We start from the raw sequence: 14,384 nt of genomic DNA on the forward strand, positions 1-14,384 counted from the left end.
TTATAAAGGGATCATATAGATCCCTTTTTGAGCTTTCAGCATGAAAAAAACATTAAAAGTCAGTATTGGGCAATATTCTACTGCCGGAGTTAAACAACAGAACCAGGATTTCCATGGAGTATATCTGCCCGAAGGACATATGCTGAAACAGAAAGGTATTGCATGTGTTATAGCGGATGGAATCGGTAGCAGTAATGTCAGTCATCTTGCAGCAGAAACAGCCGTTGGTAGTTTTTTATCTGACTATTATTCTACTTCAGATGCCTGGAGTACACAGACTTCAGCAGAACGAGTGATCCGCGCGACCAATTCATGGCTTTATGCACAGACTCAACAAAGTCAAGGACGTTTTGATAAAGACCGAGGGTATGTCTGTACCTTATCTGCACTGATTTTAAAACAGCAACAAGCCCATGTTTTTCATGTTGGTGATAGTCGTATTTACCGCATTCGCGATCATGAAATTGAATTACTAACCCATGATCATCGTGTCTGGTTGTCTTCCAAAGAGCATTATCTTAGTCGAGCCTTAGGTGCGGATTATCGTATTGAAATTGATTATCGAAATATTGAACTTAAAGAAAAAGATATTTTTTTACTAATGACCGATGGGGTCTATGAATTTGTCACAGATCAACAATTATTAGATTTAACTTTAATAGATGCAGATTTAAATCAACTTGCCAAAGGATTAGTTGAAAAAGCTTTAGAACAGGGCAGTGATGATAACTTAAGTTTCCAGGTGATCCGTGTAGAACAGTTGCCTGAACTGAATCAGTTTCATATTCAGCAGGATTATGTATTTCCACAACAGCTCAGTAAAGGTGAAGTTTTTGAAGGCTATGTGATTGATAAGATTTTGCACCAAAATCATCGCAGTTGCCTGTATTTGGCACACGATACTCAGCAGCAGCCTTTGGTTATAAAAACTTTGGGGGTAGATTTACAGCAAGATAAGTATGCCGTAGAGCAATTTCAACTCGAAGATTGGGTATCAAAACGTCTGAAGCATGACAACCTGATGCAGTGTTATCCACATAACACTGAGAAAAAATATTTATTCCAATGTTATGAATATTTACAGGGTGAAACTTTGGCTCAATGGCTGCATCGCCAGGAAAAGCCTTTAAATCTCGATGAGATTTTACCAATTTTGCAACAAACAGCTTTGGCTTTAAATGCAATGCACCGGCTGGAGATGCTGCATCAGGATATACGGCCAAAAAACATCATTGTTTTAAATACAGAAAGTGCCATGAAAATTAAACTGATTGATTATGGTTCAACAGCAGTAAGAGGCCTGGTCGAAATTAATCCTAAAAATGCGAATCGACCACTCGGAACCTTAGCATTTATGGCACCGGAGTATTTTATTGATCATTCGCCATCTGTACATTCAGACCAATTTTCTTTGGCGGTAATGGCCTATTATTTACTGACCAAACAATTACCTTATGGGACAGATTTAGCTCGCTGTAACAGTTTAAAGCAGCTTAAAAAAGTTCAATACTATTCCATCAGGAAATATCGGCCTGATTTACCTATATGGTTAGATAAAATTTTAGGCCAAGCGCTGAGTATTGAACCGACCCATCGTTTTGAGGCCTTATCTGAACTCATTCATAATCTAATGCATCCTTCCAAAGAATTATTAAACTCTAAACCACCAGCAATCATTGAACGAGATCCTTTGCGTTTTTGGCAAATTAGTTGCACCGTATTAGGGCTATTATTTTTACTGAGTATTGCATGGCCATTTATTTGAAAAGAGAGAATCAAACCATGCTTAAAATTGAAGGTACATAGATAAGTTTTTATTCAAACTAGACTATGAGATTGACTGTCAAAAGCGCAGCAATCAATCCACAACTAGATAAAACAAGAACCCTATAGTGAACCGTACCAGGTTTGTCGGAGACTCAATATTCTGAGATGAGATAGCGTCTTGGTAGTCAATCAGGTTTTGATATTATTCGACCAATAAATAATCTCTTTGATAGGCAGTCTGATGTTTTAAAACGCCATAACACAGATGTATAAGCTTGCGCATTGCAGCACCTAAAGCACACATTTTATTTTTAACCTGGCTTAATAATCGTTGATATAAAGCTTCAATGTGTGGATTATATTTAATCGCTGTTAATGCTGACATAACCAACCTAATGGCTAAAAGAAGTAAATGAGCCGAATAACCTGTATATTTGGCTCACTATATGAGCTGTTTAAGCCAATTATTCGGCTCACAATCTAGGTTTTATTAGGTCAATCGTCATAAATGAGCTGAATAACTGAATTAATAGCTCACTAAATGAGCCGAATAGGTGTTACAATCGGCTCATACAGTAGGGGGAATGCTTATGAAAAAATGGGTATGGCAAAAAGCAAACTGGACTAAATTTAAATGGGATGAAGCACTTGTCACAGTAAAATTACGTTTAATTCATAAGAAGATAGGTCAATTAGTCGGAGAGAGCAAAGTATCACCAGAAGCTGAGGCATTACCATTAGATACACTGCTCACAAATCTAGTCGCATCCTCACTCATTGAAGATGAGAAGTTGAATGTTCGTTCACTCAAATCCTCATTAGCTCGGCGTTTAGGGGTAACAGAAGAAAATCCTGCACCCATTAAAGATAAAAATGAAGGTTTAGCCAATATCATGATGGATGCAGTGAGCAATCATAATGCGCCATTAACAATGGAGCGCTTATTACAATGGCATAACTGGCTTTTTCAAACTATAGAACGCTTTGATTATGCTGCGCAAAAAATCAAAGTAGGAGAAATTCGTGATAACGAGGCACCAATGCAGGTTGTTGGTGGTTCTCTTTATGGTACTACTACCAAGGTTTACTTTGAAGCACCTGAGGGTGGAGAGCATTTACAGGGACTAATGAATGAATTTATAGAATGGTTCAATAGTTCTAGAGAAGATGTAATGCTTGATCCGTTATTGCGAGCTGCACTTGCTCATTTTTGGTTTGTGACATTACATCCATTTGAAGATGGTAATGGTCGTATTACGCGTGTTATTACAGATTTAGCATTAGCTCAAATGGATCACCAAAGTATCCGTTTATATGCTATGTCCGTGGCCATTCATGAAAATCGTAGTAGTTATTATGAGGTCCTTGAGAAATGCCAGAATGATACTTATACAATCAATGAGTGGTTGGTCTGGTTTTTAAACACCTTAGAAAAAAGTATCGATAGGTCTTTACTACGACTTGATCGAACGATCACTAAAGCGAAATTTTGGAGCACTTATTCTCATATCGAATTCAATGAAGCCCAGAATAAAGTTTTAAATCGTTTACTCAATGGCGAAGAGAATGATTTCCCTCTCGGAATTAATGCTTCACAGTATCAAAAGCTCACTGGAGTAAGTAAGGCTACAGCAACACGTCACCTAACCGAGCTTTTGGAAAACGATGTGCTGTATAAACTGGAAGGTGGTGGGCGTAATACCCGCTACGTGCTGAAAATTGATAAAGAAAAGTTTACTCAAAAAGAGGTGGTCTCACTTGTTTGAACAACTAAAAGCTTATTTATAAGCTTTATAAGCGATATTCTGTATTAGTTCAGACTTGATCGTACATTCTCATTAAAGGAGTATGAAAATCAAGCTTCCTTTTCAATCTGTTTCACAATAAAACTTTAGAATTGAAGCAACAGATCAAATCTAAATCAGATTTGAAAAATAATTACGGTGGATACTGTCCTGTGGTAATAACTCTAATAAACGCTGTACAGCATCAATTCGGTCATGTGTCTGCCCAATAATTCTTAATAACTGATCGATATCCTTTATTTGATAGATCAACTGGCTCAAACGGGCATCAAAACAATGTCTCCAAGTGCTGAGTAAAGGGCTTTCTGATTTAGAGAGAAAGCTACCTTTATATAGTGAGAATGTACTGGAAATAAGATTTGCATTTAATGATTGTTCAGCACTTAAAAAATCACATTGGACTTCACAGCTAAGCCTATAAATCCGAGGCTCAATTGAATGAGGTAATAGGCTACGAAGTTGTGAAAGCTCAGCCTTTAGGGTTTTTAAGCTGACACTACGCTCACCATAAAGGGCATAGTGTAACTCTTCTAAACCAATGCCATGGGGGTGCAAAGCTAAAATGCAAAGTATTTCAATTTGACGGTGACTCAAGTTCAAGGTATGCCCATTAAATTGAACCCAAGGCGAGCCTAGCGCCTTAATGTATAAAAAATTCTGCTGTTCAAACTTTATGGCTCGTTGTATTAAATCTGCACAGCGTTCAACTGCAAGCAGCCCCAAAGGAGTATGTTTTTTATATTTTGTGGAAAGGTTAATAATGCCATGAAATTGCCCTGATGTCGGATCCCAGATCGGCGCGGCATAACAAACCCAATCTCGAACACTGTCCATTTGGTTTTCATGAGAATAGACACAACTTGATATTTGGCTGTTTAAAGTCATACCTATCGCATTGGTCCCAACAGCCTGTGTAGACCAATGCCCACCCTCAATAAAATGAACCTGTTCGGCAGAAGAAAGCATTGCAGAACTACTCCATGTCCATAACAGAGTACCTTGATGATCTGTGAGACCAATCGCCATATCTGAATCATCAGCTATTTTGAGTAAGTCGGCATAATTATGTTGGATAGAGCGGCGAAATAAAGACGTTTTATCTTCTGGAGGTAAGGCTAAAACAGGAGCCGCATGTACAGTATGTTGATTAATTAAATGGGTTGTTTGCAGATTTTTTGCAGATGCGGTATTGAACAGGTTCATATCATATTCCTTTATGATCAGACTGTAATATTTTTAAATTTTAGAAATGAGTTTCCAAATTTATAGTCATTTACGTCATTTCTTCTTGCTTCAATTTTAAATGCTTTTATCTTTGCTTGGTTAAATCATATCTTATGGCTTTACCAGTCCTTGAGTTACTTTAAAAGTGTTCTTATGAGCTGAAAATGGCTATTTCCATCTGAAATGTTAATAAACGTAAATAGGATGAAAATTCATTCGCTCATGTAAGGGCTAGGCACAGCTTCACCATGATACTGACGGTCTGCAAAATAACTTGATCGTACTAATGGCGCACTCCAAATATTTTTAAACGCTAAGCGCTCTCCATGTGTTTGATAATGCTTAAACTCTTGCAACGTAACAAAACGATGAATTGGCGCATGAGACTTAGATGGCTGTAAGTATTGACCGATTGTGACATAGTCAACGTGGTAATCTTTCAAATCATTTAATAAGACAATAACCTCAGCCTCGACTTCTCCTAAACCGACCATCAAACCGCATTTGGTTGGAATATCGGGACAGTAGTGTTTAAATTTCTTGAGTAAATCCAATGAGTGCTTATAGTAGCGCCTGGTCGCATGGCTTTATACAGACGTGGCACGGTTTCAATATTATGATTAAAAACATCAGGTGGGTTTTGGCTCAGAATCTTCAGGGCAATATCTGCACGACCACGAAAATCAGGAACCAAAATTTCTATCAGAGTCTCTGGACTGGTTTGACGAATTTCTCGAATGCAATCTGCAAAATGCTGTGCACCACCATCTTTTAAGTCGTCTCGATCAACAGAAGTAATCACGACATACTTTAAGTTTAGATTCTTGACTGTTTCAGCCAGATGCTTTGGCTCATTAGGATCTAGGATATTAGGACGACCATGTGCGACATCACAGAATGGGCAGCGTCGAGTACAAATATCTCCCATGATCATAAACGTTGCAGTCCCTCCGCTAAAGCATTGTGGCAAATTGGGGCAGGCCGCTTCTTCACAAACCGTATGTAGTTCCTGTTGTCGTAATAAATCCTTAATGATTTGAACTTCCTCAGGTTGACTAATTTTAGTCCGAATCCATTCTGGCTTTTTCGGTGTCGTTTCCGTTGGAACAACTTTAATTGGAATACGCGCCATTTTTTCAGCGCCACGTAGCTTCTTTCCAGTTAATACTGTGTTATTTAAATCCATTACAAACACTCCATCATTTAAAATAATTAAGATATACCCTGATATTAAATAAACTGATTTAAATGGATTAATAATATTAAAACAGGGCAAAAAACTTATCATATAAAACAAAGGTTGGTTAAAGGTTTGTTTTTGTATGTGATTGAACTATTGTAAAATTTTACAAAAATTTTTAATTTCATAACCTTCTGTTTTTAATATTTATCTCATCTTTTTATGGATTATATTTTTTTAGTCTAATATGAAATTAAGTAAAAATATTCTTATATAAATATACGATTTAAAAATCCAATTATTCAATTTTGGATTTTCTTTTAAGCGTAGTAAATAAGGAACAAAGATATGCAATTAACGGAAGAGCAATTGCTAGCAGCATACAAAAGAATGCGCGACATTCGTGAATTTGAGGATCGACTTCACGATGAAAACAATACAGGTGATATCCCAGGTTTCATCCATCTCTATAGCGGTGAGGAAGCTGTTGCAGTAGGGATTTGCGAAAATTTAACAGATAAGGACTTCATTACATCAACACACCGTGGACATGGACATTGTATTGCTAAGGGCTGTGACATTCACGCCATGATGCTAGAAATTTTTGGTAAAGATGATGGTTTGTGTCGTGGTAAAGGCGGCTCAATGCACATTGCGGATTTAGATAAAGGCATGCTCGGTGCAAACGGTATTGTGGGTGGTGGTCCACCTTTGGCTATTGGGGCAGCTTTAAGTGCTAAAACACTCAAAAATGGTGGGATTGGTCTATCTTTTACCGGTGATGGCGGTTCAAATCAGGGCTTAACTTTTGAAGCCATTAATATGGCTGTTGTGTTAAAGCTTCCTGTCATTTTTGTTTTTGAAAATAACGGTTTTGGTGAAGGTACTGCACATGATTATGCCGTAGGCAGTAAAGATATTGCAGGCCGAGCAGCAGGTTTTGGCTTACCCGCTGAAAAAGTAGATGGAACAGACTTTTTTGCTGTGTATGAAGTTGCACAAAAAGCCATTGAACGTGCCCGCCGTGGTGAAGGTCCGAGTGTGATTGAAACGGTAACCAACCGATTTTATGGACATTTTGAAGGTGATCCAGGGCTTATCCGTTCTAAAGAAGAACTGGATTATGTCAAAGAACATAAAGATCCATTGAAAATATTCCGCGAAAAAGTCAAAGACAAAATTGACGAAGCCAAGCTCGATGCGATTGACGCTCAGTCTAAAGCCAATGTAGACGATGCCGTTGCAAAGGCACGTGCAGCTAAGTACCCAGAAGTTTCTCAGTTACTTACCGATGTATACGTCTCTTACTAAAGGAATAGTAGAAAAATGCCAAATAAAAGTTATCGAAACGCGATTAAAGAAGCAATTGAATTAGAAATGCGCCGAGACCCAAGTGTCATTGTGGTCGGTGAAGATGTTCGTGGTGGACATGGTGGTAAAAATACCGATGATAATAAGCTGGAAGGTTTTGGCGGTGTACTTGGTGTAACCAAAGGCTTATGGACTGAATTTGGTTCTGAACGAGTCATTGATACTCCAATTACAGAATCAGCGATTATTGGTATGGCGGCAGGTGCTGCTGCAACGGGTTTAAGACCTGTGGCAGATTTAATGTTCATGGATTTTTACGGCGTGTGTTATGACATGCTGTATAACCAAGCAGCTAAATTTCGCTACATGTTTGGCGGCAAAGCCAAAGCGCCACTCGTTGTACGTGGCATGATTGGTGCAGGTTTTTCCGCAGCAGCGCAGCATTCTCAGTCGCCATATAACGTGTTTGCCTCAGTGCCTGGTTTAAAAGTGGTGGTGCCTTCAAGTGCCTATGATGTAAAAGGGTTGTTGATTCAAGCCATTCGAGATGACGACCCAGTAGTCTTTTGTGAACACAAGTTGTTGTACGACATTAAGGGCGAAGTGCCAGATGAGTCCTACACTATTCCTTTTGGTGTCGCAAATTACACCCGTGAAGGCACAGATATCACCATTATTGCCTTAAGTTTGATGGTGCATCGTGCCAATGAAGTCGCTGATAAGCTCGCAAAAGAAGGCATTTCGGTTGAAGTGGTTGACCCTAGAACCATTTCACCATTAGACGAAGATGGCATTTTAGAGTCAGTAGCTTCAACAGGTCGTGTGGTGATTGTAGATGAATCAGCAGCACGTTGTGGTTTCGGACATGATGTGGCTGCGCTTATTGCCCAGAAAGGCTTTCATTATCTTAAAGCACCAATCGAGTTAGTCACTCCACCACACTCACCCGTACCATTTTCGCCAGTATTAGAAAAAGAATGGCTACCCAGTGTAGAACGCATCGAACAGGCTGTACGTAAGACGTTGGAGGCTTAGGATGAGCGAAATTAAAACCTTAGAAATCCCAAAATGGGGTTTGTCCATGGAAGAGGGCACGATTGCCCAATGGCTGATTCAGGAAGGTACCCAATTTAGTAAAGGACAGGAAATTTGTGAAATTGAAACCACAAAAATCGTCAATGTATTGGAGGCACCTTTTGATGGCCTGCTACGAAAAATTATTGCTAACGATGGTGACACACTGGTCGTAGGTGGAATCATTGCAATTTGTGCAGACGCTCAAGTTTCCGATGCAGAAGTTGAAGCATTTGCACAGTCTTTAGGTGGAACACCTGCTGTAACTGAAAATAAAGCGGTAGCAGCGGTTCCTGAAAAAGTCGATGTGGCTCAAGTTGAAACCAAAGTACAAGCTGCTCCTAAACAGAACAGTGTGGGTAATGGATCAAAAGCGGTGACTCAGGGCGGATATTCTATTCCTGATGAGTTACAAGGCTACCAACAAAGCGATGATATTTTTGCAACGCCACATGCCTTGAAATTGGCTGAAAAGCATAATGTAAACTTGGCTCAGATTACGGGTTCTGGACGTGAAGGCCGTATCAGTGTTCAAGATATTCAGGCCGCAGTTCAAGCTGCTGGTGGTTCTTGGCCAGATGTACGTCATCAAGCCAGCACGAAAGCCGCGAAATCTAAAGCAGATTACAGTTATGTTCTAGCGACACCTGTTGCCCGCCGTTTGGCAAAACAATGGGGCATTAATTTGCATGATTGTCGTGCATCGGGTTCACGTGGACGAGTCTGTAAGGAAGATGTTGAAGCTGTATATCAACGGGAAAATCCTGTACAAGCTCAACATACTGAGTATGCGCATCCAACAGAGTCTGCAAAATTCACCACCGTAGCTATGAATGGTATGCGTAAAGCAATCGCTGCACGGCTACAAGCGGCAAAACGCAATGCACCACATTTTCGCTTAACGATAGACTTAAATGTTGAGTCGGTTCAGGTTTTGCGTCAGCAAATTAACAGTACTGTACCGCAAGTCAAACTGTCCATTAACGATATGCTGATTAAAGCTGCTGCTGCTGCACTGATTAAAGTTCCACAAGTTAATGTTCAGTTTGATGAAGAGAATCAGCAGATTTTACAGTTTGAACAGGCTGATATTTCGGTTGCTGTAGCCATCGAAAATGGACTGATCACGCCAATTATTAAAGCAGCGAACCGTAAATCTTTGGCGCAAATTTCCAATGATATGCGTGATCTGGCGACACGTGCCAAAACTGGAAAATTGGCACCTGATGAGTTTCAAGGGGGCAGTTTCAGTATTTCCAATTTAGGCATGCTTGGTATTCAACAGTTTGATGCCATTATTAACCCGCCTCAAGGTGCAATTCTAGCCTTAGGTGCAGCAGAGAAACGTGCTGTCGTTGAAAATGATGAGATTGTTGTTCGTGAAATGGTGACCGCAACATTGTCTTGTGATCATCGTGTCATTGATGGTGCGTTGGGTGCTCAATTCTTATCGGCATTTAAGCAGTTTGTCGAAAATCCTGCATTAATTTTGGTGTAGGAGGAATAGTCATGTCAGATACACAATTTGATCTTGTGGTTATTGGTGCTGGTCCTGGAGGATATGTCGCTGCGATTCGCGCAGCGCAACTGGGATTAAAAACGGCAATCATTGAAAAACAACACTTAGGCGGAGTATGTCTTAATTGGGGATGCATTCCAACCAAGGCTTTATTGAGCGGAGCTGCGCTTGCGCAGCAGTTCAAACATGCAGGGCAGTTTGGCTTTACGCTTAACGCGATTGATTTTGACATTCAAAAACTGGTCCATCATAGCAGACAGGTTTCTGAGCAACTGGTGCAAGGTATCGGTCAACTATTGAAAAAAAATCAAATCACTGTTTTTAACGCAGCAGCCCAGTTTATTGCCAAAGAGCAATTAGAGCTTACAGATGCGAATGGTCAAAAACAGCAGATTTCTGCACCGCATATTATTGTCGCAACAGGCGCACGTGCGGCCAATTTGCCTCATATTCCTGTAGATGGCCATCAGGTCTGGAGTTATAAAGAGGCTTTAGTTCCAGAACAATTACCAAAATCTTTACTAGTCATTGGTTCGGGTGCTATAGGCAGTGAGTTTGCAAGCCTATACCAAGACTTAGGCTGCCAAGTCACCTTGGTTGATATTGCAAAGCAGATTCTTCCTAGCGAAGACATTGAGGTTGCGAAGTATGTACAAAAGCAATTTGAACAGCAGGGTATGCAGGTTTTAACCGAAGCGACTGTAAAAAAAATAGAAACTGATCAGGCTCAAGTACATTGTCATATTGAAACTGCCACAGGTGTACAAATCATTACTGTTGAAAAGGTGCTTTCAGCTATTGGCGTGAAACCAAATGCTGAAAATCTTGGCCTAGAAGCTTTGGGAATTGAATTTGAGAATGGTTTTATTAAAGTCGACTCATGGTGTAAAACCAATGTAGTGGGCATTTATGCAATTGGTGATGTCGCAGGCGCACCGTGTTTGGCACACAAAGCCAGTCATGAAGCCATTCTTTGTGTGGAGAAAATTGCAGGCCTAAGTCATGTACATGCTTTAGATCGTACACAAATTCCGGGCTGTATTTTTACCCATCCGCAAGTGGCCAGTATTGGTTTGACAGAACAGAAAGCGAAAGCTGCGGGCTTGAATATCAATGTGGGTAAGTTTCCTTTGCAAGCCAATGGTAAGGCATTGGCTTTGGGCGATAGCGCAGGATTTATTAAAACCATTTTTAGTCAGGAAACGGGTGAATTGTTGGGTGCTCACATGGTTGGACATGAAGTCACCGAACACATTCAAGGTTTTGCTATCGCGAAATACCTAGAAGCTACCGATGAAAGCTTAGCGCAGGTCATTTTCCCTCATCCTACTTTGTCTGAGGCGATGCATGAGTCGGTCTTGTCGGCGATGCAACGTGCAATCCATATTTAAGGAGTCGCAACATGCCTAGAGGTTTAAACAACAAAGTTGCTTTAATTACGGGTGCGGCACAAGGCATTGGACGTGGTATTGCCTTACGTTTAGCACAAGAAGGTGTTCATATTGCCTTGGTCGATCTTCATCAAGAAAAGTTAAATAGTGTTCAAAAAGAGGTTGAAGCCTTTGGCGTAAAAGCCACCACATTTATTGCGGATATTTCAGATCCAATACAAATCAGTGACGCTATTAATCATGCAGAATCGACACTTAATGGTTTTGATATCATGATTAATAATGCAGGTATTGCACAAGTCAAAGCTTTGGCAGAAGTAACGCCGAGTGAATTTACCCAAATTATGAACATCAATGTCGGTGGTGTACTTTGGGGGATTCAAGCCGCAGCAAATAAATTTAAACAACGCCAACAGGCTGGAAAAATTATTAATGCATGCTCAATAGCAGGTCATGAAGGTTTTGCTTTGCTCGGTGTTTATTCGGCAACTAAATTTGCAGTTCGTGCATTGACGCAAGCTGCGGCTAAAGAATATGCCAGTGCTAAAATTACGGTAAACAGCTATTGTCCGGGTGTTGTTGGTACAGACATGTGGGTCGAAATAGATCAGCGGTTCTCTGAAATTACAGGTGCACCAATTGGTCAAACGTATAAAAAATATGTAGATGGTATTGCTTTAGGACGTGCTGAAACACCAGATGACGTGGCTGCATTAGTTGTATTTTTAGCCAGCGAGGATGCAAACTATATTACAGGTCAGTCTATTTTGACAGATGGTGGAATGGTTTACCGTTAATATCAACATAAGGAATACACAATGAAAGCAGCTCGTTTTTATGATCGAGGGGATATTCGAATTGAAGATATCCCTGAACCGAAAGTACTTCCAGGCACAGTTGGAATTCAAGTTGCATGGTGCGGTATTTGCGGTACAGATTTACATGAATTCATGGAAGGCCCTATTTTTATTCCACCTTGTGGTCATCCACATCCAATTTCGGGAGAATCTGCACCTGTAACAATGGGACATGAATTTTCAGGCGTAGTTTATGCAGTTGGTGAGGGTGTAGACGATATCCAAATTGGACAACATGTCGTAGTTGAACCCTATATTATTGCGGATGATGTCCCGACTGGCCCCAATGATAAGTATCATTTATCAAAAAATATGAACTTTATTGGTTTAGGCGGACGCGGTGGTGGTCTTTCTGAAAAAATTGCAGTTCAGCGGCGTTGGGTTCATCCTATTTCAAATGATATTCCTTTAGACCAAGCAGCATTGATAGAACCTTTATCTGTCGGTCATCATGCCTATGTCAGAAGTGGCGCAAAAGCTGGCGATATCGCACTGGTTGGTGGAGCAGGCCCAATAGGCTTACTTTTATCTGCTATTTTAAAGGCTAAAGGTCTCACGGTCATCATTACTGAACTGAGTGCAAAACGTAAAGAAAAAGCGATAGAAGCGGGTGTTGCCGATTATGTACTAGACCCATCTAAGGTTGATGTAGTTGCTGAGGTAATGAAAATTACAGAAGACCGCGGTGTAGATGTCGCTTTTGAATGTAGTAGTGTCAATAAAGTCATGGATACACTCGTTGCAGCAATGAAACCAACTGGTGTAGTCGTTATCGTTTCTATTTGGAGCCATCCTGCCACAATTAATGTACATAGTGTGGTGATGAAAGAGCTAGATATTCGTGGCACGATTGCTTATGTAAATGATCATCAGGAAACTATCCGTTTAGTCGAGCAAGGTAAGATTAATCTAGAACCTTTTATTACCCAACGTATTGCATTAGATGATCTTGTTTCTAAAGGCTTTGAAACGTTGATTCATAATAATGAATCGGCTGTAAAAATTATTGTTCATCCATAGTAAAGCCTAATTTGAACGACTAATTTGAATAAACTAGAAATAAACTCTATGTAGCTATTTCTAATATCTTTATAGATAGGGAATGAGTCTGTACGTACAGATTCATTCTCAAATTTACAGTGTTGAGTGCCAGTATGATTTTGATCATACAGTCTAGTAAAGATAGAAAATAAGTTTTTAAATAAACCATAGGGATATAGACTAAATTTTGCCAGGAGAGTGGTGGCAGTCTACCACTAATTGAAAGGTATCTACAAAATCATTGGCTATTCAATAAGTTTAGTTTTCTGTTTGGTATAAAATATTATGCTGAGTTTTGATAGCTACGATTTTTGTTTGGCTTTTTGACGTAAGACATACAAATATAAGCTTTCAACTTTTTCACGTGCCAATGGTGTGGTACGTAAAACCGTAATGATGACTTAACACTTGGATCTATACAAAAACATCTAATTTCAATTTTACGACTTAAGCCATCAAAGCCACATCAGAAATAATGAACAAAATGACAGGTGTTATTTATTTAACATAAAATGAAGTTATGCGACTTCAGAATGACTAAGATCGAAAATGATTGACATACTAACTTTAATTGTTGCACTTACATCACTGATCGTTGCTTATATTGTTTATTACAATAATTCTATTGGTGATGTTGTTGTTTATGCAAAAGTAGATTTAACAAGACCTACAATGATTAATCTTGTTATTCATAATATCGGTAAGGGAATTGCTAGAGATATTAAATTTTCTAGTCCTACTGGTATTCCTGAGAAAGCTTATGGCATAACAGGTTTAAGAGATCCTAAGAAAAATTATGAATCAGGTGCTTTAATTAGTGGTTTATCAATATTATTCCCTGATGAAAAAATAGTTTATTCATGGGGGCAGTTTGGTGGACTGAAAGAGGCTTTAGATAATAAGCCTTTGGAAGTAGAGATTACTTTTTATAGCCGTACAGCCCTACAACTTTGTAAAAGAAAGATAGTTAATAAAGTCATTATTAATCCTATGGAGTTTTCAGATGTTGATATAAGTGAATCTACTTTCCAGCGTGAAATTAAAGAATCACTAAAAGAAATATCATCTTCTCTGAAAAAAATGTCCCAATAAAAAAGAGTCCACGTTATCTAATGGTGGACTCTAGTCCCAAATTTGAGACTAATAGGGTATCTGTGTTCTATTAGTTACATATAATTACAAATTATAAAAAATTAGCATTTCAGCTTTAATATA

The 14,384-nt window shown here is 39.3% G+C and carries 10 protein-coding genes and 3 pseudogenes; 9 read left to right on the forward strand and 4 right to left on the reverse strand.

The genetic code is table 11. The features are described 5' to 3' along the window. Positions 1-40: 40 nt before the first annotated feature. Positions 41-1,765, forward strand: a complete 1,725-nt coding sequence (locus HYG89_RS12080; protein WP_178867728.1) for a bifunctional protein-serine/threonine kinase/phosphatase — start codon at positions 41-43, stop codon at positions 1,763-1,765. Between the two features lie 204 nt (positions 1,766-1,969). Here the strand turns inward: HYG89_RS12080 and HYG89_RS12085 are convergent. Continuing rightward, positions 1,970-2,158, reverse strand: a pseudogene (locus HYG89_RS12085) (IS110 family transposase); the annotation flags it as partial. Between the two features lie 199 nt (positions 2,159-2,357). Between HYG89_RS12085 and HYG89_RS12090 the strand changes: the two are divergent. Then, positions 2,358-3,533, forward strand: a complete 1,176-nt coding sequence (locus HYG89_RS12090; RefSeq protein WP_131261975.1) for a Fic family protein — start codon at positions 2,358-2,360, stop codon at positions 3,531-3,533. A gap of 150 nt (positions 3,534-3,683) precedes the next feature. Here the strand turns inward: HYG89_RS12090 and HYG89_RS12095 are convergent, their stop codons facing one another. Both HYG89_RS12095 and lipA read right to left on the reverse strand, forming a co-directional pair. Then, on the reverse strand, positions 3,684-4,775 hold the full coding sequence (locus HYG89_RS12095) for a transcriptional regulator (RefSeq protein ID WP_136143940.1): 1,092 nt from the start codon (positions 4,773-4,775) through the stop codon (positions 3,684-3,686). 233 nt (positions 4,776-5,008) lie between these two features. Beyond that, a pseudogene (lipA, locus tag HYG89_RS12100) lies at positions 5,009-5,982 on the reverse strand (lipoyl synthase). Between the two features lie 342 nt (positions 5,983-6,324). On the opposite strand from lipA, the gene HYG89_RS12105 reads away from it, so the two are divergent. The 6 genes from HYG89_RS12105 to HYG89_RS12130 are packed head-to-tail and all read left to right on the forward strand — an operon-like array spanning position 6,325 to position 13,148. After that, positions 6,325-7,287 carry a thiamine pyrophosphate-dependent dehydrogenase E1 component subunit alpha gene (locus HYG89_RS12105; RefSeq protein WP_075166713.1) on the forward strand — a complete coding sequence of 321 codons (963 nt, stop codon included), beginning with the start codon at positions 6,325-6,327 and terminating at the stop codon, positions 7,285-7,287. 15 nt (positions 7,288-7,302) lie between these two features. Next, positions 7,303-8,322, forward strand: a complete 1,020-nt coding sequence (locus tag HYG89_RS12110) for an alpha-ketoacid dehydrogenase subunit beta (RefSeq protein WP_048881927.1) — start codon at positions 7,303-7,305, stop codon at positions 8,320-8,322. A 1-nt stretch (position 8,323) separates the two neighbouring features. Further along, positions 8,324-9,859, forward strand: coding sequence for a 2-oxo acid dehydrogenase subunit E2 (locus tag HYG89_RS12115; RefSeq protein WP_178867730.1), 1,536 nt, complete (start codon positions 8,324-8,326; stop codon positions 9,857-9,859). A gap of 11 nt (positions 9,860-9,870) precedes the next feature. Further along, positions 9,871-11,271, forward strand: coding sequence for a dihydrolipoyl dehydrogenase (gene lpdA / locus HYG89_RS12120; protein WP_178867732.1), 1,401 nt, complete (start codon positions 9,871-9,873; stop codon positions 11,269-11,271). Between the two features lie 11 nt (positions 11,272-11,282). Then, positions 11,283-12,068: an acetoin reductase gene (locus HYG89_RS12125; RefSeq protein WP_178867733.1), complete on the forward strand. Its 786-nt coding sequence runs from the start codon at positions 11,283-11,285 to the stop codon at positions 12,066-12,068. A gap of 21 nt (positions 12,069-12,089) precedes the next feature. Continuing rightward, positions 12,090-13,148 (forward strand): 2,3-butanediol dehydrogenase, encoded by a 1,059-nt coding sequence (locus HYG89_RS12130; protein ID WP_004281883.1) that lies wholly within the window; start codon positions 12,090-12,092, stop codon positions 13,146-13,148. 323 nt (positions 13,149-13,471) lie between these two features. On the opposite strand, the pseudogene HYG89_RS12135 reads toward HYG89_RS12130, so the two are convergent. Continuing rightward, a pseudogene (locus tag HYG89_RS12135) lies at positions 13,472-13,632 on the reverse strand (VF530 family DNA-binding protein); the annotation flags it as partial. 86 nt (positions 13,633-13,718) lie between these two features. On the opposite strand from HYG89_RS12135, the gene HYG89_RS12140 reads away from it, so the two are divergent. Next, on the forward strand, positions 13,719-14,261 hold the full coding sequence (locus HYG89_RS12140; protein ID WP_256734009.1) for a hypothetical protein: 543 nt from the start codon (positions 13,719-13,721) through the stop codon (positions 14,259-14,261). Positions 14,262-14,384: the final 123 nt, after the last annotated feature.

The organism is Acinetobacter sp. SwsAc5 (assembly GCF_013391485.1).
Lineage (GTDB): Bacteria > Pseudomonadota > Gammaproteobacteria > Pseudomonadales > Moraxellaceae > Acinetobacter > Acinetobacter towneri.

What these genes read in the sequence shown, in the direction of transcription:
- HYG89_RS12110 (WP_048881927.1), top strand. Translation starts at nt 7,303, where the DNA reads ATGCCAAATAAAAGTTATCGAAACGCGATTAAAGAAGCAATTGAATTA.
- HYG89_RS12130 (WP_004281883.1), top strand. Translation starts at nt 12,090, where the DNA reads ATGAAAGCAGCTCGTTTTTATGATCGAGGGGATATTCGAATTGAAGAT.
- HYG89_RS12140 (WP_256734009.1), top strand. Translation starts at nt 13,719, where the DNA reads ATGATTGACATACTAACTTTAATTGTTGCACTTACATCACTGATCGTT.
- HYG89_RS12090 (WP_131261975.1), top strand. Translation starts at nt 2,358, where the DNA reads ATGAAAAAATGGGTATGGCAAAAAGCAAACTGGACTAAATTTAAATGG.
- HYG89_RS12080 (WP_178867728.1), top strand. Translation starts at nt 41, where the DNA reads ATGAAAAAAACATTAAAAGTCAGTATTGGGCAATATTCTACTGCCGGA.
- HYG89_RS12105 (WP_075166713.1), top strand. Translation starts at nt 6,325, where the DNA reads ATGCAATTAACGGAAGAGCAATTGCTAGCAGCATACAAAAGAATGCGC.
- HYG89_RS12125 (WP_178867733.1), top strand. Translation starts at nt 11,283, where the DNA reads ATGCCTAGAGGTTTAAACAACAAAGTTGCTTTAATTACGGGTGCGGCA.
- HYG89_RS12115 (WP_178867730.1), top strand. Translation starts at nt 8,324, where the DNA reads ATGAGCGAAATTAAAACCTTAGAAATCCCAAAATGGGGTTTGTCCATG.
- lpdA (WP_178867732.1), top strand. Translation starts at nt 9,871, where the DNA reads ATGTCAGATACACAATTTGATCTTGTGGTTATTGGTGCTGGTCCTGGA.
- HYG89_RS12095 (WP_136143940.1), bottom strand. Translation starts at nt 4,775, where the DNA reads ATGAACCTGTTCAATACCGCATCTGCAAAAAATCTGCAAACAACCCAT.